Raw genomic sequence first — 18,236 nt, forward strand, 5'->3', positions numbered from 1 at the left:
CACTGGGCAGCGGAAGAGTGAGTTACCAGTTGCCGCCGGAGGGGCGTGCAGCGGTAGGCGTATATGCCACGTCGAGCGTGTAGTTGTCGGTCCAGTCCCACCGCTTCGACTCGTCCATGCCGAGAGGGGCACGAACACGGTCCCGGACCTGCATGATCTGCATGGTCGCGGTGAGGGGGATCGTCATCTTCCCGAGGAACAGGACCGCGATCTGATCGAGGAGTTCGATCGGCCGGCGGGGCTTGTTCGCGGCACCCCGGCACCGGACCTGCAACAGCCCGACACCCTGAGGCATCGACGGGTCGTCGACTTGCGGCACCCATGTGAGGACGACCACCTCGTCCGGGGTTGCGGGCATCAGCATGTGGAAGATGCCTGTCTGACCCGTGGTGTACGTTCCCGACGCGTTGAACGCGACACCGGGGACGCGGGAGGCGATGAACGCGGAGACGCCGTCGAGGAGGTCGAGGCTGTCGGTCATGGCATCGCCTCTCGGATCGTGTCCGCCATGATCTGGAAGCACTTCTCGGCCTCGGTGAGCATCGGCTGCTGCAGGTACAGCGCCTGCCCACCCTGCGGGTGCCGGAAGTCGAGACCGTAGTGCTGGTATCGGGCGTACGGGCCCGGGTAGTAGACCCGGGCCTGCGTGTGGCTGGTCGCCTTGACCTCCGCCGACGCACGCAGGTTGCCGGTGAGGACGGGGGCGAGCTCAGTCGATACGCCTCGGATGTGCTCCGCGGCACGCCCGACAGCGAACGGTGCAACGTCTTGGAGGGCGGCGGCGACGTTGTCGAGCAGCGCCTCGAACCCACCCGTGTCCCATTCGACAGCCATGATGCGCCTCCCCGAGAGAGTTGCGGCGGCCACGCCGCGTCCGACAGGATGAGGCGCATGTCAGCTTGGGTGGATCAGATGTTCAACGCGCAGCAGACCGCCACGGGAGGCGTCGTGCGTCGCAGCGTCGACGACGTGATGCGGTACGACGCGCTCAGCGAGATCATCATGCGCGCCCAACAGAGTGGGTGGCACGTCATCGAAACCGGCGACCAGATCGTCGTTCTCTGTCATCCGGGATCGATGCAGATCTTCTGCTGACCGTCGTCCTACGTCAGCGAGACGACCGCGTGGTCGGGGAGGTCGAGGTTCCCGGACGTGTTCGTGTTCGTGCGGATCACACGCGAGATCACACCATCGACCGTGACTCGTGACTCCGCAGGGAAGCGGGCACCGTTCTCCGGCCGCGTATAGAACTGCGATTCGGAGATCACCTGCTCAGCGTCCGCGCCTCGCACGAGCTTGCGAGAGTCATCCAGGAACCCGCCGACCGCGATAGCGGGAGCGAAGGTATCTTCGCCGTACCCGTTCGTGCCGAGATAGGTCTCGACGAGCACGGAATGCACGTAGAACTCGTCGAGCTCGTCGTCACCCGTCGAAGGTGGGGCGGTGGCAGCATCCGCAAGCCACTGCACCGTGAACGGCGGCCAGGGACCTGTTGAGCCTGCGCCGATGCCCACACCGAGCGGGCTTCCCAGCGCCGGGGTCTCGGTGACGGTGATGAACCAGTTCCCCGGTTCGCCGTAGGGGCCGGTGGAACGGAACTCGTACGCTGCGACGTTCCCCGTCGGGCTGTACATGGCCGTGAGGGGGAGCGCGGTGAACACAGATCCAGGGTTCGTTCCGGCGACAGCAGACGCCGTCACCACATTCCCGACCCGAGACAGCGTCACAGTGGACCCGTCACTGAATGTCAGCGTCGAAGCAGGAGAGGGGGTGGTGTCGGAGGTCGCCGGGTCGGCGAGCCACCGTGCGATGAAAGAACCCGGGGACGTGGGCGGGCTGTTGTACCCGGAGAGACCAATGCCCGCGTCGCCGACGACCACGCTCACCTGCATGGTGACGGTTCCCGGTGCCGAGTAGTCGCCCGTGCTCACGAACGTCAGGTCTCCGGCCGCAGGTTGGAACGCGACAGGGAGCGCCTGGAATCCGGAGATCGTGGCGGCCGTGTACGAAACGACGGCGGTGACGAGGTCTCCGACTCGGGAGAGTGTGACCGTCGCGTTCGTGAACGTCAGCGTCACAGGCGCGACCATCAGAGCACCCACGGTGCCGGGATGAGCCGCGGCCCCCACGCTGCGCGCGGTGCGAAACTCATGAGACCCCGGTTGCGGAGATGCTGAACAGCCTCCGGAACAAGAGCGGTGTATGCGGCCTCTCGTGCCTTCGCAACAGCCTGTACCTCAGCGTCGGAATACTCGATCGACCCTGTCGCGAGCTTCTTCGCCTTCACAGCCTTCGACGATACGATCACGCCGCCGGTGGTCGGGTCGATGTTCAGGGCAACCCACGCGGCAGCCTGGATGCAGGTCGCGTTGCGCAGCGCGGTGAGGGTGGCGGTATCGGTGGGCAGCCCAGTCGATGCATCTACTGCGTAGCGGTCCATCTTCGTTGCTTCCTGCACGAGGGCGGTGCAGGAGCGGAGGATCGACATGATGTTCGCGGGCGCTGTCTGCCCCGTCCACGTCGTGTAGTCCGCGGAGGAAGCGAGCGCATCGGGTACGACGAAGGTCACGGCGTCCTCCTCAGGTTGAGGCCGGCGGGCGGGTGCACGTTGGCAGTCCGCCCGCCGGCTATTTGATGTTCAGTTGTGGTTACAGCGGCAGGCCACGGTACGAACCGTGCGCGAGCTCGTTGCCGTACTCGAGGCCGATCTCGCCGTAGATCTGCACGTCATCCGACGCACCGGTCTTCGCGAGGGGCTCCTCGAAGAAGTGGCCCTTGCCAGGCGTCTCGAGGAACACCGGAGACAGCTGGTCGAGAGAGGTGACGATCAGCGCGTCCTGCGGCATGTAGCGGTCGAGCATGATGTTGAACGAACCGAGGTTCGACTCGATCCGGGTCACGTTCACGCCGAACAGGTTGCGGTCCTGCTCGATGAACTTGCCGTAGCTCGCCGCGTACGCAGCGGCGAGGTTCCGCTTCTGCGTCGAGTTGACGATGATCGTTGCGAGGTCCGAGTCCTCCAGGCCGCCCTGGTCGTACACCTGCTGGAATAGGTTCTCGTACGTGGCCACGGTGGTCGCGGCCACAGCGGGGCGGGAGTAGGACACGGTCGCGGTGCCGATCGTGATCGCCGAACCACCCAGGGTCGCGGCCACGGAGAACGCATTCGTTCCCTTCGCGACCACGTAATAGGTGCGGCCCGTGACGATGCCCGTCGAGACGCCGACATCGGTGAAGATCACCTTGTCGCCGTTCGACACGGGCGTCGCCGTCTCCGTGATGACGGTCGTCGCAGCCGACAGGCCAGTGCCCGCGTTCTGCGCAGCGATCGACATCGCGTTCGTCTGGATCGCGGCGAGCAGGCCACGGGTGCGGCGAGCGGTCGAGTTGTCCGACGGGGCCTGGTAGACACCGTTGATGAAAGACCACTCCACGTCGCGACCGACGGTCTTCAGAGCCTGCGCAACCTGCCAGTCGAGCTCGTTCTGCACCGGGTTGCCACGGGTCGTGTCGACGTTCTGCGAGTTGATCGCACCGACGGCCGCCTGCTTCGTGTAGCTGACGGTCACCTTCTCCTGGTGGATCTGGCAGACATTGCCGACGACGCCGCGGACACGGTTCTGACCAGTCGGGGCGGGCTGGCCCTCCAGGACCGCCGGCTGCGACGGGTTGCGGAGGTCGTAGGACTGCCAGGTGAACATCGGGGCGTTCGCCTGCTTGCCGCCAGTGAGACCGCCGATGGCGGACAGCAGCGGGGTGTTGGAGGGCGAGATCGCGAAGAGCTCACCCACGTAGTTGGGGAGATTGTAGGTCGTCCCCAGTCCGGAAATACCGGCCATGATTGCCTCCTCAGGCAGTGGGCGCCTTAGCAGCCGAGATACGGCGCTTCAGGCTGATGACGGTTGAAAGGTCGTTCGCCTTCTCTGCTTCAGCGAGCTGCTGCTGCAGGGAGGTGACGGTCGGGCCCGTGTGGTCGCCTGTGCCTGACTGGCGTGGGGGCTGCTTGAGTGCGGCGTTCGCCTGGAGCGCCTTCGTGATCTCCGCCGTGATGGCGGCCTGATCGGTCGGTTCTACCTGGCCGATCGCGGTCTTGAACTGCTCATTGGAGAGCAGGGCTGGGATGTTCGCACCGAGAGGGGATCCGAGAATCGCGACCTGGAGTGCGACCTGCCCGGCCTTCGCTTCGGCCTGCGCCGCGGTGAGCGCGGTGTCCTTCTCGGTGATCTGACCCTTGAGGCCGGTGAGCGCTTCGTTGAGCTTCGCCGGATCCGTCTCCGGAGCCTGCTCACCGGTCAGCAGGCGGCCGAACTCGGTGAGCGTGTCCTTCTTCGCCTGCTCGACGGCTGCAGCGATTGCGGCATCGGTCTTGGTCTGCCGTTCGGTGGCATCGGTGCGCAGGTTCTCGATGAGCTTCCACGCCTTGTCGGGGTCGAACTTCGTCGGGTCGTCACCCCACGGGGGAGTGCTCTGCTGCTGGGCGGCAGCGGCATCTGCGGCCGCCTGTGAGGCGTCGACCATCGCGGCAGCGCCAGCAGCGCTCTGATCGGTGTTCTGGGTAGACATGGTGATGCTCCTTGCGCGGCACCTGGCCGCATCGGGGTTGTGTGGATCGAGGAGGAGTACACTGGGTATCGAGAAGCGGCAGGCAGTGCACGAGCACAGCCCAGCCGCTTCTCTTACGTCCGGGTGACGCGGGTCACCGAGCCGTCGTGCGCGATGAACAAGACCGTGCGGATCTGCCCGCCGTGCGCGATTCGACGCCGGATCTCGTCGAGGGCGACGTCGTCGGCGATCGGCGTGCGAGCCATGTCCAGCACGAGCCGTTCAGCACCCTGCGCCCTGGCCCGCTCCCACTGGTGATAGATCGTGCTCTTGCCAGCGCCCTGCGGGCTCTTGAACTCCCACGGCACGCCGTCGATCGTCACGTCGAGGTTCTTCACGTGGTCGCCGTGGCGGATCTCGTTCCATCGGACATTGATGCCGACAGCAGCGAGACGTCGTGCAGTGCCGAGCTCGTGATTTTCAAGATGGAGCCCGTCTGGGACATCCACACGTCCGGGCCGGTCAACACCAGGCGTCAGCCGGGCCTCACGGACTCGTGGATCCCTCGGCGACGGCGCCTCAGGGACAGCGGGTCGTGTCATCGGCGCGGTAGGTGCGGGCCGGTGGCGGTCCTGTCGGAGGTTCAGCTGTTCCCGACGGGAGTCGCGGGCTGCGTCATGGGCGGCGACATGCTCACGGAGTGCGGCTTGCCAGCGACGCACGTCCTTGCGTGCGCGTGCACGGGCCGCATCGGTCAGGGCGTCGCGTTCCGCCTGCTTAGCCTTGCGAACTTCGCGCTCGAGCGCTCGTTGCCGCTGCGTGGCGTCGTACTCGGCTTGAAGCTCTGATGTCCACGGGGTGCGGTCGGGGAGGACCGTTACGCCGGGGAAAACCGGGATCAGCACATGCCGACAGTTGGGGTGAAACAGCCCGGCGGCCACGGCCTGCTCGATCGTCGCGTCCACGTGCATCACAGGGCGGTCAGGGAGGGCTTCTACGAGCACCGTCCCAACCCAGGGGAAGCACAGCGGGCACGGGTTCTTGTGCGGAGCGACGGTGAAGTACTGGACGCCGAGAGCCCGCATGGTCTGCAGGTGTGAGTCGTTGAACGCCCGCATCGCCGCGGTTCGTACCGACATGTCGATGTACGCGGACAGGGACCAGTTGCGTCCCGACTTGTCAACGAACCCGGTGATCCCGTGCTCGGTGAACACACGCCATGCGACCGCCTGCGCTTCTTCAGCGCGGATGCCGTTGTCGATGACCTGACCCATGGCAGCCTGCGGGGAGATCATCTTGTACACGTCATCCGGGAGACGGGTGATCCGCCGGCGCACATCCTCCAGCTGTGACACCACATCGTCCGCGATGGCCTGTGCGGCACGTTCACCGTGCGGCATCGACAGGTCGAACGGCTCTCCACCGCCACGTGCCGGGGGAGCCGGCGGCTTACCAGCACCACCCCCACCATGCCCAGAAGCGTTCTCGCGGCCTTCACGCGCGGCCAGGACGATTCCGTCCCGTGCGACCTGATCGAACGCGCTCAGTTGCGGGACAGTGCGCCGTATGAGCGCACGCAGCACTGAGAGCGCATGCCACTGCCCGGTGAAGGTGCCCGCAGCGCGCCGGAGGATCTTCGCCGACTCGTTGAGCAGCGCCTGCTCGGCAGCCGCATATGCTGCGACCACTCGGTCGATGTATCGATCAGACGGGCGCGGGTCCTCCATCGTTCGGCTCCCCATTCATCGAGTCGCCGCCCGAGGGCGTGAACGGCGGCATGATCGGCGGGGCTAGTGCCGCGTTCTTCTCCTCGTCGCCGATTGCGTCAACCTCGTCCTTGATCTGCTGCTCATCCCAATCGGGATGCACAGTGCGGACGATCTCCTTACGAGACGCAGCGCGAGCAGCATCGAGCATCTGCACCGTGCGGGCCGTCTTCTCCGGGTCCGCCTGCGACACCGGCGCGAACATCACATCCGGCGGCTCCGACATATCACCGAGCGTGTCGCCACCGAACACGGCGTAGTCGATCTCCAGGGCGACCATCGCCCAGTTCGACAGGGCCGCTTTCGCGTACATGGCCTTCTTGTCGCGGGTACGTTCAGAGTCCGACAGATCCGCAGACACTGCGGTCGCCGTCTTCGACCCGCCAGTGCGGGCCTTGTCGATCCCGAGGTGTGCTTCCGAGTAGCCGACCGCAGATGCGATCTCCTTCTTCAGCGCCTCGATCGTGCGGATGTGCTCTTCGACACGGATGTTGAACTGCACGATCGTCATCAGGCCGTTGCTGTCCGCTGTCTTCCCGAGAGAAGCGCCGACGGGCGTGAACACCTGCCGGTACGAGTCGAACGTGGCACCCTGCCCGGGCCCGTTCACCGTCAACAGCTGCTCATCGACGACAAGGCGGCCCTGGCCGTTGTCGATATCGCGCATCAGTGACGTCCATGCGAAATCGATCTTGTCGAGCAGGTCCTGGATGCCGTCAAGATCCGAGCGGCCGAGGTTCGCGAGGGTGCCCATCTTGCGCCAGTCGCGCACAGGGCGCGCGTTCGGCATGTACACGACGGCGAGACGCTCCGACCCGGTGCCGACACTCACGGTCAGCGGGAGGTCCATGCCGAGGTTGAGGAGCGCATCCACGTCCGACGGGGAGCGCAGCTGCTCGTAGTGTGCCGTCTCCGGGAGCGTCCCGATCGGGATCTGCACACCCAGCGATCCTTCGCGGCCCCGCCACAGCGAATACTCGATGTACCCAGGCTGGTGCTCCTCGATGAGCCGGTAGATCGTCGACCCGTCGGTGTACTCCGTCCACAGGCGCACCGACGCGAGGCGACCATGCCGGAACATGGGGATCGCACAGTCCGCGGCGTACGCTTTCGGGAACACGTGCTTCGAGATCGTCGGATCCCACGCGACAGCCAGGTACGTGCCGCCCAGCGCCGACGCGTACTCGCCACCGAGCAGCCACTCCGCGTGCGCCTCATCCGAAGCGACGATCGCGTCGAGGCGATCCTGCGCCGGGTGCGTGTACTGGACTTCCTTGCCCTCCGCGTCCTTGGTGCTGACATAGCCTTTCGGCTCACGGAACATCACCTGCGGGGCCTCACCGAACAGCAGATCCGCGGAGAGAGTGCAGAGGTCCGCCGCGAGTGGCAGGTGCATCTTCATGCGGTCCTCACCGGGCGCGACCGGCTGACCCCAGAACCACTTCGACAGGGTGCCCATCACACCGCCGCGGTACGTGCGGCCGCCGACCTGATGCGTGACACCGCTGTTGCCGGTGTAGATCGTGTTCAGGGTGGACGTGTCGCCCGTGTACCAGGCGTCGAGCTCAGCGAACCGGGCGAATGCGATGTTGAACGGGAGCGGGGGCCAGACAGTGGCGTCAGCCATGAGGCCTCCTTCTATGCGGCGAGCTTGATGTAGCGACGCCAGATGTTCTCGGTCGTGGTGAGCGCGTACCGGCCCGCGTCGAGCGAGTGATCCGCTACCTTGATCGGCGCATCGACACCCTTGAGCGTCTTCTCCGGATCCCACGAGTACCCAGGTGCTTCCTGGATGAAGCCCTTGCACCTGTCGGTGACGAGCAGCTTCTTCTCCGCGAACAGTGACGCCATGGTGCGGATCCCGTACAGCACGTCGTTGTCGGCGTGCGTCGCGGTGATTCCGTGGGCCTTCTGTAGCTCAACACCGAACGACGCCGCTGACGGGTCGATGATCGTGAACCGTGGGATCAGGGGCACCGGTGTGGATGCGGGAAGGTGGTTCTCGTTCAGCCAGCGGACGAGGTTGCGGCCTAGTTCGGCGTCGGTGAGCTTCTGCTCTGCGACTTTCGAGTCGTGACGGAACTCGTCGATGAAGAACAGCCGCGGCGTCGGCTTCCCAAACGGGTCATGCTCAGCGGAAACACCAAGCAGCAGTGCTGCGGTCGGGTTCGTGGTGCCGTAGTCGAGCGCCACGCAGATGAGCTCACGCATCTCGGGAAGGGTCTCCCAGGCGATGACGTTGCCTTCCCCGACCTTCGGGTCGAACATGTCGAAGATCGCACCCTCAGCGGCCACCCACTCGCCGAGGATGAACCGGCGATACCAGAGTCCCGTGTAGTTGGCCTTCAGGTTCGCTTTCACCTGCTCGGACAACGCTATGTTGTCGTCGAGCATGAAGTGCCAGGAACGCCAGTTAGGCAGCTGCTCGAGCCGATCCAGGTAGTCCCGTTTCAGCCAATGCGCCGGCGAATCAGGGTTCGTGGATCCGAGCAGCATCGCACCGGGCGCGGTGAGGCGGGACAGCATCATCTTGAACGCGCCCTCAGGGATGACAGTGATCTCATCCACAAGGCAGAGGGCGACGGTCATGCCGCGGATCTTGTCTTCGGCCTGCTTGTCGTTCGCGCCGATGATGTGCACGACCCGGCCGAGGATCTTCGCTGTCGGCGCACCCATCGTGTACTTCACGTGTGGGGCGACATCGCCGAACAGTTCCGGGTCCATCATCGGTTCGATGATGTTGCGGTAGATCGACTCTCGGGTGCGACCCAGGATCACGATCCGGCCCTGACGGGCACGAGGCACAGCGATCAGGAAGCGGAGAATCTGCGCGATCGTCTTCGACGACCGGACCGCTCCCTCCCACACGCACACCTGCACGGTGGCCTCACGGATCGACAACTCCTGCTTCGGGGAGATATCTGCAAGCACGTCAGCCATCAGCGAGACCGAACCTCACAGCCAGGCGACCAAGCATCGACTCCACAGGGGCGAGACCGTCAGCGTCCTCTATGCCTTCGATCGCCTTCGTCAGCTTGTCGAACGCGATCGCCCCGATCGTCTGCGCCTCGCGGCGGGCGGAGATCGGGGCCTCAGCAAGCGTGTGCTCGTTGTAGTCGTTGTCCTTGCCGCCGAAGCTGTACACCAGGTACGGGCCGTCGAGAGTGTCGAGCACATGATCCGCGTTGGTCGTCATCTTCTGCGCGAGACGAACCCGAGCGGCAGCCATGTCGAACTCGCGAACAGCGGTCGCCGTCGCGGTCTGCGCGCGACTCGTGAACGACAAACCCTCGACCTTCGCCCACCGTGAGATCGTCGAGATCGATACACCGAGCTTGCCGGCGATCGCTCGGCAGGAGAGACCCTCGTCGAACAGCTTGCGCGCCTGTGCGCGTTTGTGGTCGAACGTTCCGCTCGCGGCCATGGTCCACCTCGATCGTGCGGCACCTGGCCGCGGTCGGGTTTGGCTCGGGGGCCGCTCAGGTGATGTGTACTTCGCGTCCGTCGAGTGTGGGGTGAACGTAGATGAGGATCTTCGAACCGTCTTCCCGTTCAACAAGGTGGGGTAGTGGGCCGCAGGGGCACAGGTTGACGGTGTCGTGTTCGATGAGGTCCCCGTCGGGTACAGCGTGGGCGATCGGGTAGTCGGGCTTACTCATCGGCGTCGACCTCCTCTGTGGAAGTGTTCGCATACAGTTCCGCATATGCCATGTCTGGGTCTTCGCCCTGACTGACTCGTCGCAGTGCTGCTAGCAGTTCCGAACCGCTGATGGCCCACCATCCGAGGTTGCCCACCGGCTCAGTCATTTCCCCTCCTGCGGTGTTGCCTGTCGTATATCCACCCGAGGATGGCCAGGCCGAACCGTGTGAGTGTCCCTACCTGCGTGTACAGCCAGGGGCGTTCGACGGGCGGGCGACGGCTTCTCATGGGTGGAGGAGGTGGCGTTGGTCCACGATGGTGGCGCCCTGTTCGAGGAGACCGGCAAGGTAGCGGGTGCCGCAGGACCCGCAGTAAGCGAGGGACCTACCGGACGGCATCCGTGCGTACAAGTACGCCCTGGTGGAGGGTCCGCAGTGATCGCACGTGTCCGTGGCGACCTCGACGACGGTCATCACATGTCCAGGTCAGAAGCGTCGTTTGAGTGGGGAGCAGCACATGGCAGCACTGATCGCGTACTTGTGCGCGGTGGTGCAGTCGTCGCACACGTAGGGAAGCACTTCACCAGGGCGCTCCGACATGTTCATTGCCGCCTCCGTTGGCGTTCGGGAGTGGAGTTCAAGAAGGAACCCCCTGACATGGGTCGCGGTGCTCGAAAGCGGGTGCTTGCCAGCGGTCAGGGGTGAAAGGTTGCCTAGGTTGCCTAGGTTGCCTCTAGCGCCGGGTCGCGACTTTCCCGGTGGGCATTTGCGTGTCGTCTCACACCTAGGTCTTCTGTGAGGGGGTGCACCTTCACGAACGGGTCTGCCCGTCCGACCTCGCATTGCTCCCCGCCAAGGATTCGAACCTCGATTACCTGATCCAGAATCAGGCGTCCTGCCAGTTGGACGAACAGGGAAGGCATCTGGTGGAAGCTGTTGCAGCAGCTTGATCCACTGACTCTCTAGCTAACGGCGGTGCCTGGTGCTGTGCGGGCGTGGGTGTGTGACGACCAGCACACCCGCACAGCATGATTCAGTTGTTGGCGGCGTCACGCCTGCCGTGTGCGCCATAGCGCGTCTCTACCGGCCAACGAGTGGCGGGAGGGAACAGAAAAGCCGCTTACCTGGTGGTAGCGGCTTAGTCGGCTTGTGAACACAGTTCTTGAGCCTCGTGGCTCACTGTATCACGCTATCGAATTAGTTTTCGGTCTTCCTCTTCGCGTGTCGCGCGCGGCTCGAACATCCTCAATGTTGAACCACATGACCTGGCCTGGCTTCAGCGTCCGCACCCTCCCCTCTGACGCCCATCTGTACAGCGTCGGTTTGGATCTGCCGCTGATGCGTACGGCCTCGTCAAGCTGCACCCAATCGTCGAGCGCTCCCAAAGGCGTTCTCCGTCCGTTTCATCTCGTGCGTCACCAATTCGACCAGCACCTTCAGCTCGTCGTCGTCGTACTCGCGTCCACATTCGGTGCACACGATGTGCGTCTTGTCACCTCCGAACTGCGGTGGCGTGTATGTGATCGTCTCCCCGATACATGTCTGGCATCGGACGTGACGTACCTTGTGGGGTTTGTCTTCGATGGGCCAACGGTGCATGGCGGTTTCGACTTCACGGGTGAACTGCAGGGCGATGTTCTGCCCGTACAGGTCGTTCGCTACGTCCTCGAGATCCGCCCAGTACCGGAGCTCGTACGACAAGCGGGTGATCTCTTCCGCCGCCAACCATGTGGGCGGTAGCCCGAGCGGATGGTTCGATGACGGGGCCCGCACCTCCTCCGTCTGCCCCCGGATGTACCCGGCGACGCGGAACCACGGGATCACGACCTGAGCCTGATGCACCGCCTTGCGGAACCGGTCGAACTGCTCCCACGTCAGATAGCCGACGCTCTCATGATCAGACATGCTTGATCCCCTCGTGGACGCCGTCTGTGCGAACCGGGATCTCGATCAGATGCGACCGACAGCCTGGGTCCTCGTCAGAGTTCACCCAGCGGTGCACCCACCGCGCCCAGCAGATTCCGCAGAGCGGGATGTCCGCACCCTGGATATCGCCGAGGACGGACATAGGCACGGACTCGGGGTGGAACCTCGCGATCTGCTGACGTCCCCAGCAGACCTCCTGCTCAGTCATTGCTCTCCTCCTCGGGCTCGAATTCGTCGGTGTCGTCGATCCAGGACCAGTCGTCACCGCCGGGTTCGTATGACTCGCCCATCACTTGCTCACGTCCGTGACAGGGCGGTACTCGATCAGCCCGGGTGACGGCAGGTTGCGATCTGTCGTGCGGGCCATGCTCAGGAAGCCGGGTGCCGCACCGTCCTGCCACACGTACCCGAGCGCATCCACAAACAGTCGGGGCGGCGGGGGAACGCGTGCCTCTTCGTAGTCATCGCTCATCGTGTCTCCTCACTCCGGATCGTGCGATCCGCGACCGCGAACGGGCACCCTGCACAGGCCCCGTCACAGTCCGTCTCAGCGCAGTCGTGCGCCGGGTGCTCGCTCGCGCCAATCGTGCGATCTGCCTCGCTCGCTTTCACCACGAGGCGGAGCAGCTGCGAGAGCGACGATGGATCGAGCGAGTCGCCGACGATGTGGATTACCTGCTCCTCAACGGTCGGATTTGCCGCCAGCCACTCGTTCAGCTCGTCTCGCAGCTCGATCACCTGTGCGCGTTGCAGGAACGAACCATGCGCCTCGTTGACGCCGTACTTGGGCTCCATGATCCCGGGGGCCGTGTTGATCCGGAAGCGAGCGTCGCGCCCGGTCATGTGTTTCCCGGTGGCAATGTGCGGGTGCTTCATCGTGTCTCCTCACTCCGGTTCGTGTCGTCGGCCTCGATGCCGTGAAGCTGGCACCCGATGAACTCGCCGTAGGCCGATGCGCAGGTACAGGTCGTGCGATCTGGTGCCTTTCGCCAACAGGCGGCGCAGCACCGGCTCTCGGTCAGATCGTGCTGACTCGACAGCGGCTCCATGAGCGACACCATGCCCGCGAAGTAGCGCCGGCACAGCGACGGCTGACCCTCGGCGGGGAAGTAGTGCAGCAGCTTCGCCTCGCGTGTCGGATACGCCCATCCGGGCAGGGTTACGGCGCTCATCGTTCACTCCCTTCCGTGTTCCCCAGTGCCCGGATCCGGGCGGCGATGTCCTTCGCAGTGATTGCATCCATCACGGGTCGTGCGGGCGCTGTGGCGTATCTGTCCGCGACCTTGGCGCAGCGTTCGCGTTCCTCGGCTAGACGCGCCTCCAGCCAGCGGTCCAACTCCTCTCGGGTGCGGAACAGCGGGAAGAACGCGCCGTTGTGCGCGGCCGTGCGTACTTCCTCGGTCGTCGGCGTGTAGTCGTCGTCGCTCATGATCCGGTCCCGTTCTCCTCAACCGAGGGCGCTTCCTGATGCCGGGCGTCTCGATGCTTCTCGCACGGCTCGGCTGTCGTGCAGCAGGCGGTCATCGTGTCGGGCTTGGACTCCTCAACAGAGAGCCGGCCAGAACGCCGTTGTCGCCACTCCCGCAGGCGTTTCGCCTCTGCCGCTCGGTACGCAGGGTCTTCGCGCTTCTTCGCGTCATACTGTCGCTGAGCCTCGCGAACACACTCACGACACTGTCGCCCGTTCTTCCCGACGACGACGTTCGCGGTATCGCTGATGTCGTGCAGTCCAGCTCGACAGATCTCACGACTGCCATATCCATTTGCCCCGCGCTGCGAGTTCGTCGATTGGGTCACATCGTCGAGGTGGCTCGGATTGACGCAACTTGGTTCCCGGCAGAGGTGGTCGAGTACCTCGCTCTTAGGCTCAGCACCACTAGCTAGGACCCACGCGACGCGGTGCGCGGCGAACTGCTTCCCATCGATGGTGAAGCGCCCGTAACCGCGGCGGGTCTGCCCGGTCCAAATCCAACACTCGCCCTTCTCGACGGATGCCCAGAAGCGTTCGATGTCGGTTTCACTCAGCGTCGGGATCTCGGATCCATACTTCATGGTTTCCCCTCCCATCCGGGTTCGCCCTGCTCGGCCAGGACGGATGCGCGCACCTCAGCATCATGAGCGGCAAGCCACGGCGCGAGGCGCTGGGCGAGATCACTCGCCGTGATGTCCTGGCCGTGACGCACTCGCGCGATCTCGCTCCCAAGTGCATCGACCGGCGTCGGGGTGTAGTCGTTCATTACTCTCCTCCCCCAGGTGCTTTATCTGTGCTTATGTACCGATCGGGATAGTCCTCAAAGCCAGGTCGAGGATCGAAGGTGTATCCGCCCTCTGGAGAAGCGCTCGCATAGATGTCTGCAACGCGCTCACCGTCGACATGCCGCCAGGGCATAGGATCGTTCATCGTTCTCCTCCCGCCTCGGCAGCAGCACRCAGAGCGGCGCGCATGTGGTCCCGCGTGATGGGTGTGAACTGCGGGAGTGCGCCGCGTGCGGCGTCCACCTGCGCGTCGGACGGCTCGCCCTGCAAGTTCCCTTGAACTTCACCGCCAGACTTCAAGTAATTGGGTGATTCACTTGAACCCGGCTCGCCCTGCACGGTGCGGCGGAGATGCGGAATCATCTGGTCGGCAAGTAGCTCGGCCTGATACCGACTCGCCCCTGACCCCTTCCGGATGGCGTACGTCAGCGCTTCCCGCTCGTCGTCGGTGTGCACCCAAAACTGACATTTGCTCGGACGAAATGTCAGAAACACCCGGTTCGTTGACATTTGCCAGGGTGTGCGCCCCCTCGAACACGGCGAGGGCTGCTTCGGCGCGCTTGCGGTACATGGCTACATACAGGCTTCCGGCATCCCCCCCATGGCGTCATCCATGGCTGGATGCCAACCTCGAAGATCGCCTTCGCGGCATTCTCGATCAACTGCTTGCGGTTCATGACTCCTCACTCCCCATCGCTAGCGTCGGAATACCCTCGTCGCTCCATGCGCGGTGGCGGCCCTCGTGACCTGCGTCGAGTTGGCATCGGATGTGCGCCCGGGGTGAGACGAACTCACAGCGCTTCTCTTCGGTCATGGCTTCTCCTTCGTGTCGATGGCGCGGGACAGGATGCGACCCGTAGGGCACGGCCACGCGACCTGATCCCCTGCGGCGTCCACGCAATATCGGTGCGTGCACACTTTCGCCGGGATCGTGTGCAAAGTGTTGTCCGTCTCGTAGTGCAGCGCCCGAACCTGGTCGATCGCCTCGCGAAGCTCATCGCGCCGGAACTCGGCTTCATGGCAAGCGGCGCGGAGGGCGTCACGCTCGGCCTCAAGGCGGATGATCTCGAACCCGTATCCGTTCCAGGCGTTACGAAACTCGTCTCGGTTCTTCTCGGCTTCCTCGGCCCGCTGGTGCTCCGCTTCAAGTGCGTCGGCGGCGGCATTGAGAGCATCCGTCGCACTCTCGGAAATCGCTGATCGGGCTCGGGCCCGAAGGTCTGCGATCAGGTCGGTGATCTGCTCACTTGAGAGAGTCATGAAGCCTCCGGTTCGTACTGCTCGATCACCCGCGCGAGTTTGTTCCGCGGGTGCGGGATGGTCACGCGAATGTGCTGATCCGCGTTCTCGACGATCAGCATGTAGTCATCTCCGAGGTCTTCGAGATGCACGTACGCGTCATGCATGACCACCTCGTCGACCGCGGTCGGGTCGGCGTCGTCTGGTTTGATACGCCAGGACATCAGAACGGAACTTCGGAAGGAGCCCACACGTCCGCCTGTGCGCCTCCGGGAGTGCTCCACGGCTCATCACCCGCCGGGGCGTCCGTTCGGCCCGCAGACGGGCTTGTGGACGCAGCGCGGGCAACCTGGGCCGTGGCATAGCGGAGCGAAGCCCCGATCTCGTCGAGGGTGACCTCAACACTCGATCGCTTCTGCCCGTCCTTGTCCTCCCAGTCGCGCTGAACGATCCGGCCGGACCCGATCACCCGCGTCCCCTTCGGGATGGACCCTGCTGCGTGCTCTGCGAGCTCACCCCACATCGTGCAGCGGGCGAACCAGACATCGCCGTCTACCCACTGGTTGGTCTGTCGGTCGAACTTCCGGTCCGACACGGCCACCGTTACGTTCCCGACCGCCTTCCCAGCCTGCGTGTAACGGATCTCGATGTCTGAGGTCGTGTTGCCGATCACGGTTGTCGTAGCGGTCATGCTGCTTTCCTTTCAAGGGTTCGGTTCATGCGGCGAACGAACACCGCATGCTCACTGGCATGTTGTTTGGTCCATGCGGGAATGTCGGGGAACCAGCGACGGACGGTGGTGTCGCTGGCCCCGACCGTTTGTGCCGTTTCGTGGAATGAGCAGCCGTCTTCGAGGAGCCGGCGTGCAAGTGCCCGATCCTCGCTGCTGTGAGGTTCGGCGGCTGGCGTGTGGCTGAGGTTCATCTGCTTCCGCCACCGAACAACCGACCGTTCCGCAACCCCAAACCGTTCCGCGATCTCCCGTGCCGACATCCCGGCCCGTTCGCACCACAGGAACACGTCCTCGTCGAACCTCATTGACCGATGCGAATGCCCGTTATCCACAGGCTGCGGGAGATCAGGAACAGAAGGATTTTCTGCCCGGTCTTGGTGGCTCTTGCGTTCCGTCTCGTTGCGTTGCGTTGCGTTGCATTCAGCCATCGCATGCCTGCCATGATGGCTGGTGCCATTCGCGCCATATGGCAGAGTGCCATCTTCGGTCATTTGCCCCACCTCGCTTCTGCGCCCCTCTTGCCTGCCTCGGACTTCGCGGCAGAAATGGCGTCCCGCGTGGCCTTTGTTGGTTGGTGCTCCGCATACTTGGACACCCACCAGCCCGTCCCATCGGCCTCCCACAGACCGACATCGACGAGCAATCTCGCGGTCGCTGTGGTGCCGTGAATGAACGGGAGAACCGACTTTCGGATCTCCCCATCCGTGTTGTGGGCTGCGCAATATCCGATCGACGCGACGAAAACAAACGCCGCGGCGGTCCCGCGCTGCCCGTTTTCGGTGATCAGGTCGACGATTTTCGGGTTCTGGGCGATGTCCGAATCGAGGCGAAACCAGTTCAATCCGGTAGCCACTAGGGTCTCCCTCCGTTGCTCATGACGAACTCCGCCATCGACTCACTGATCGGTTGCCACCACTCGCCGTCGACAGGGGTGTCGTAGTAGAGCACCCACCCGTCGTCGATCCGCCATCCGGGCCAGAGCTCGGGGCGTGCATACCGCGGCACTGCGAAGCCTTCGAGAATCGCGAGGCGCGGGCTCTCGGTCTTCCACCTATGGCACCCGCATCCGAACGCCCCTCCGAGGAGTTGCAGGTTCGCGGGGGTCGTGTTGAACGGGTCACGGTTCTGCCGGTGGTCACGTTCCGTGGGGCCAGGATGACCGCACCGCACACACCGACCCTTGTCGCGTTCCGTCACGTCGGCGTACGCGCGTTTCTCCTGTGCTGGTGTCAGCTTCGGGATCTTCGGAGTGATCATGTCTCTCTCCTCATCCGCCGGCGCATGAGCACGGTCTTGCCGCCCCACACGCCTCGGGTTTCGTTGTTCCGGAGCGCGTACTCGAGGCACTGGGCGGCGACATCACACCGGGCGCACACCTTCAGTGCACGTCGGACCGCGTCAACATCTGCCCTCTCGGGGAAGTGGTCGTTGCCACCGACCTGCGCACACAGGGCATCCTTGACCCAGGCTTCGGGGATGATGACCATGTCGAGCAGGGAAGCCATCGGGTTCATGCCGACACCTTCTTTCGCTGGTAAGCCTCGGTGCGGCAGGTCTTGCACATCAGGCCAAGTCCGTTGCCACGCGCATACGCGTCATGCATGCTGTGCCCATACCGGCACACCCCATCGCGTGTTCGTGCCTTTCGCCTGCTCCCGTGAGAAGGGTGATCGCAGAATGCGTCATACGCGCATGAGAGCCCACGCGCCTCATGACTTCGGACGAGAATGCACTGACGGCATCGTCGATGCGCCAACTTCGCGCCCATCTTGACGAACAGCTCGTTGCCCTCGTCTGCATAGACATGTCCATTGCGGCAGACTTCGGATGAAGTGAGCTCATGCGACCGGATCGAGTTCTCGCCGACCGTGACCGGTTCGAGATGATCGGGGTTGACACAGCCCTTGTTCCTGCACAGGTGGTCGAGAGTCAAGCCAGCCGGGATCGGCCCAACGAGCAGCGTGTAGGCCACCCGGTGCGCTGCCATGCTCTTGCCGTCAAGATGAGAGCGCCCGTACCCCTTTCGGTCCCTGTATGCAGTCCACTCCCAACAGAAACCGGTCGGCTGAACCTTGTCCCAGAACAGATCGGGGTTGCTCATTGGATCCCCTGGTGGCAGGTGCAGGCCCAGTTGC

At 64.2% G+C, this 18,236-nt stretch carries 28 protein-coding genes and 1 tRNA gene; 1 reads left to right on the forward strand and 28 read right to left on the reverse strand.

Annotated elements, in window-relative coordinates:
- Positions 1 to 22: 22 nt before the first annotated feature.
- Both AC1DG4_RS08555 and AC1DG4_RS08560 read right to left on the reverse strand, forming a co-directional pair.
- Positions 23 to 481, reverse strand: coding sequence for a phage tail terminator protein (locus tag AC1DG4_RS08555; protein WP_477376902.1), 459 nt, complete (start codon positions 479 to 481; stop codon positions 23 to 25).
- The gene (locus AC1DG4_RS08560; RefSeq protein ID WP_477376904.1) at positions 478 to 834 is read right to left on the reverse strand and encodes a hypothetical protein; all 357 of its coding nucleotides are present in this window, start codon (positions 832 to 834) and stop codon (positions 478 to 480) included. The genes AC1DG4_RS08555 and AC1DG4_RS08560 overlap by 4 nt, the downstream gene beginning before the upstream one ends.
- A gap of 78 nt (positions 835 to 912) precedes the next feature.
- Here AC1DG4_RS08560 and AC1DG4_RS08565 point away from each other — a divergent pair, with 78 nt between their 5' ends.
- Positions 913 to 1,095 (forward strand): hypothetical protein, encoded by a 183-nt coding sequence (locus AC1DG4_RS08565; RefSeq protein WP_477376906.1) that lies wholly within the window; start codon positions 913 to 915, stop codon positions 1,093 to 1,095.
- Positions 1,096 to 1,103: 8 nt separating this feature from the next.
- Here the strand turns inward: AC1DG4_RS08565 and AC1DG4_RS08570 are convergent, their stop codons facing one another.
- From AC1DG4_RS08570 to AC1DG4_RS08695, 26 genes are all read right to left on the reverse strand, one after another.
- Complete coding sequence (locus AC1DG4_RS08570; RefSeq protein ID WP_477376907.1) at positions 1,104 to 2,090, reverse strand: hypothetical protein; 987 nt, start codon at positions 2,088 to 2,090, stop codon at positions 1,104 to 1,106.
- Entirely contained in the window at positions 2,090 to 2,569 is a 480-nt protein-coding gene (locus tag AC1DG4_RS08575) for a hypothetical protein (RefSeq protein WP_477376909.1), read from the reverse strand. The genes AC1DG4_RS08570 and AC1DG4_RS08575 overlap by 1 nt, the downstream gene beginning before the upstream one ends.
- 79 nt (positions 2,570 to 2,648) lie before the next feature.
- A complete protein-coding gene (locus AC1DG4_RS08580; RefSeq protein ID WP_477376911.1) occupies positions 2,649 to 3,839 on the reverse strand; it encodes an SU10 major capsid protein in 1,191 nt (396 codons plus the stop codon).
- A gap of 10 nt (positions 3,840 to 3,849) precedes the next feature.
- Positions 3,850 to 4,563 (reverse strand): hypothetical protein, encoded by a 714-nt coding sequence (locus tag AC1DG4_RS08585; RefSeq protein ID WP_477376913.1) that lies wholly within the window; start codon positions 4,561 to 4,563, stop codon positions 3,850 to 3,852.
- A gap of 113 nt (positions 4,564 to 4,676) precedes the next feature.
- Entirely contained in the window at positions 4,677 to 6,284 is a 1,608-nt protein-coding gene (locus tag AC1DG4_RS08590; protein WP_477376915.1) for a phage minor capsid protein, read from the reverse strand.
- Positions 6,247 to 7,935, reverse strand: coding sequence for a phage portal protein (locus AC1DG4_RS08595; protein WP_477376917.1), 1,689 nt, complete (start codon positions 7,933 to 7,935; stop codon positions 6,247 to 6,249). Before AC1DG4_RS08595 ends, AC1DG4_RS08590 begins: the two co-directional genes overlap by 38 nt.
- Before the next feature lie 11 nt (positions 7,936 to 7,946).
- Positions 7,947 to 9,248: a PBSX family phage terminase large subunit gene (locus AC1DG4_RS08600; protein ID WP_477376919.1), complete on the reverse strand. Its 1,302-nt coding sequence runs from the start codon at positions 9,246 to 9,248 to the stop codon at positions 7,947 to 7,949.
- A complete protein-coding gene (locus AC1DG4_RS08605) occupies positions 9,241 to 9,732 on the reverse strand; it encodes a helix-turn-helix domain-containing protein (protein ID WP_477376921.1) in 492 nt (163 codons plus the stop codon). The genes AC1DG4_RS08600 and AC1DG4_RS08605 overlap by 8 nt, the downstream gene beginning before the upstream one ends.
- A 55-nt stretch (positions 9,733 to 9,787) precedes the next feature.
- Positions 9,788 to 9,967: a hypothetical protein gene (locus AC1DG4_RS08610; RefSeq protein WP_477376922.1), complete on the reverse strand. Its 180-nt coding sequence runs from the start codon at positions 9,965 to 9,967 to the stop codon at positions 9,788 to 9,790.
- Positions 9,968 to 10,232: 265 nt separating this feature from the next.
- Complete coding sequence (locus tag AC1DG4_RS08615; protein ID WP_477376924.1) at positions 10,233 to 10,421, reverse strand: DUF7455 domain-containing protein; 189 nt, start codon at positions 10,419 to 10,421, stop codon at positions 10,233 to 10,235.
- Between the two features lie 371 nt (positions 10,422 to 10,792).
- A tRNA-Gln gene (locus tag AC1DG4_RS08620) sits at positions 10,793 to 10,864 on the reverse strand.
- A 436-nt stretch (positions 10,865 to 11,300) separates the two neighbouring features.
- Positions 11,301 to 11,852 (reverse strand): hypothetical protein, encoded by a 552-nt coding sequence (locus AC1DG4_RS08625; RefSeq protein WP_477376926.1) that lies wholly within the window; start codon positions 11,850 to 11,852, stop codon positions 11,301 to 11,303.
- A 310-nt stretch (positions 11,853 to 12,162) separates the two neighbouring features.
- Positions 12,163 to 12,345: a hypothetical protein gene (locus tag AC1DG4_RS08630; protein WP_477376928.1), complete on the reverse strand. Its 183-nt coding sequence runs from the start codon at positions 12,343 to 12,345 to the stop codon at positions 12,163 to 12,165.
- A complete protein-coding gene (locus AC1DG4_RS08635) occupies positions 12,342 to 12,749 on the reverse strand; it encodes a hypothetical protein (protein WP_477376930.1) in 408 nt (135 codons plus the stop codon). The genes AC1DG4_RS08630 and AC1DG4_RS08635 overlap by 4 nt, the downstream gene beginning before the upstream one ends.
- Positions 12,746 to 13,045, reverse strand: coding sequence for a hypothetical protein (locus AC1DG4_RS08640; protein ID WP_477376932.1), 300 nt, complete (start codon positions 13,043 to 13,045; stop codon positions 12,746 to 12,748). The genes AC1DG4_RS08635 and AC1DG4_RS08640 overlap by 4 nt, the downstream gene beginning before the upstream one ends.
- Positions 13,042 to 13,302, reverse strand: a complete 261-nt coding sequence (locus AC1DG4_RS08645) for a hypothetical protein (RefSeq protein ID WP_477376934.1) — start codon at positions 13,300 to 13,302, stop codon at positions 13,042 to 13,044. Before AC1DG4_RS08645 ends, AC1DG4_RS08640 begins: the two co-directional genes overlap by 4 nt.
- Positions 13,299 to 13,925 (reverse strand): HNH endonuclease signature motif containing protein, encoded by a 627-nt coding sequence (locus AC1DG4_RS08650; protein ID WP_477376936.1) that lies wholly within the window; start codon positions 13,923 to 13,925, stop codon positions 13,299 to 13,301. The genes AC1DG4_RS08645 and AC1DG4_RS08650 overlap by 4 nt, the downstream gene beginning before the upstream one ends.
- Positions 13,922 to 14,110 (reverse strand): hypothetical protein, encoded by a 189-nt coding sequence (locus AC1DG4_RS08655; protein WP_477376937.1) that lies wholly within the window; start codon positions 14,108 to 14,110, stop codon positions 13,922 to 13,924. The genes AC1DG4_RS08650 and AC1DG4_RS08655 overlap by 4 nt, the downstream gene beginning before the upstream one ends.
- An 829-nt stretch (positions 14,111 to 14,939) precedes the next feature.
- Positions 14,940 to 15,389 (reverse strand): hypothetical protein, encoded by a 450-nt coding sequence (locus AC1DG4_RS08660; protein ID WP_477376939.1) that lies wholly within the window; start codon positions 15,387 to 15,389, stop codon positions 14,940 to 14,942.
- Entirely contained in the window at positions 15,386 to 15,592 is a 207-nt protein-coding gene (locus AC1DG4_RS08665) for a hypothetical protein (protein WP_477376942.1), read from the reverse strand. Before AC1DG4_RS08665 ends, AC1DG4_RS08660 begins: the two co-directional genes overlap by 4 nt.
- Positions 15,592 to 16,059 carry a single-stranded DNA-binding protein gene (gene ssb / locus AC1DG4_RS08670; RefSeq protein ID WP_477376944.1) on the reverse strand — a complete coding sequence of 156 codons (468 nt, stop codon included), beginning with the start codon at positions 16,057 to 16,059 and terminating at the stop codon, positions 15,592 to 15,594. The genes AC1DG4_RS08665 and ssb overlap by 1 nt, the downstream gene beginning before the upstream one ends.
- Positions 16,056 to 16,592, reverse strand: a complete 537-nt coding sequence (locus AC1DG4_RS08675) for a helix-turn-helix domain-containing protein (protein WP_477376946.1) — start codon at positions 16,590 to 16,592, stop codon at positions 16,056 to 16,058. Before AC1DG4_RS08675 ends, ssb begins: the two co-directional genes overlap by 4 nt.
- A complete protein-coding gene (locus tag AC1DG4_RS08680) occupies positions 16,589 to 16,954 on the reverse strand; it encodes a hypothetical protein (protein ID WP_477376948.1) in 366 nt (121 codons plus the stop codon). Before AC1DG4_RS08680 ends, AC1DG4_RS08675 begins: the two co-directional genes overlap by 4 nt.
- Positions 16,954 to 17,358 (reverse strand): HNH endonuclease, encoded by a 405-nt coding sequence (locus tag AC1DG4_RS08685; RefSeq protein WP_477376950.1) that lies wholly within the window; start codon positions 17,356 to 17,358, stop codon positions 16,954 to 16,956. Before AC1DG4_RS08685 ends, AC1DG4_RS08680 begins: the two co-directional genes overlap by 1 nt.
- On the reverse strand, positions 17,355 to 17,615 hold the full coding sequence (locus AC1DG4_RS08690) for a WhiB family transcriptional regulator (RefSeq protein ID WP_477376952.1): 261 nt from the start codon (positions 17,613 to 17,615) through the stop codon (positions 17,355 to 17,357). Before AC1DG4_RS08690 ends, AC1DG4_RS08685 begins: the two co-directional genes overlap by 4 nt.
- Positions 17,612 to 18,202, reverse strand: a complete 591-nt coding sequence (locus AC1DG4_RS08695) for an HNH endonuclease signature motif containing protein (RefSeq protein WP_477376954.1) — start codon at positions 18,200 to 18,202, stop codon at positions 17,612 to 17,614. The genes AC1DG4_RS08690 and AC1DG4_RS08695 overlap by 4 nt, the downstream gene beginning before the upstream one ends.
- Positions 18,203 to 18,236: the final 34 nt, after the last annotated feature.

This window comes from Microbacterium sp. 05N427 (assembly GCF_056397105.1).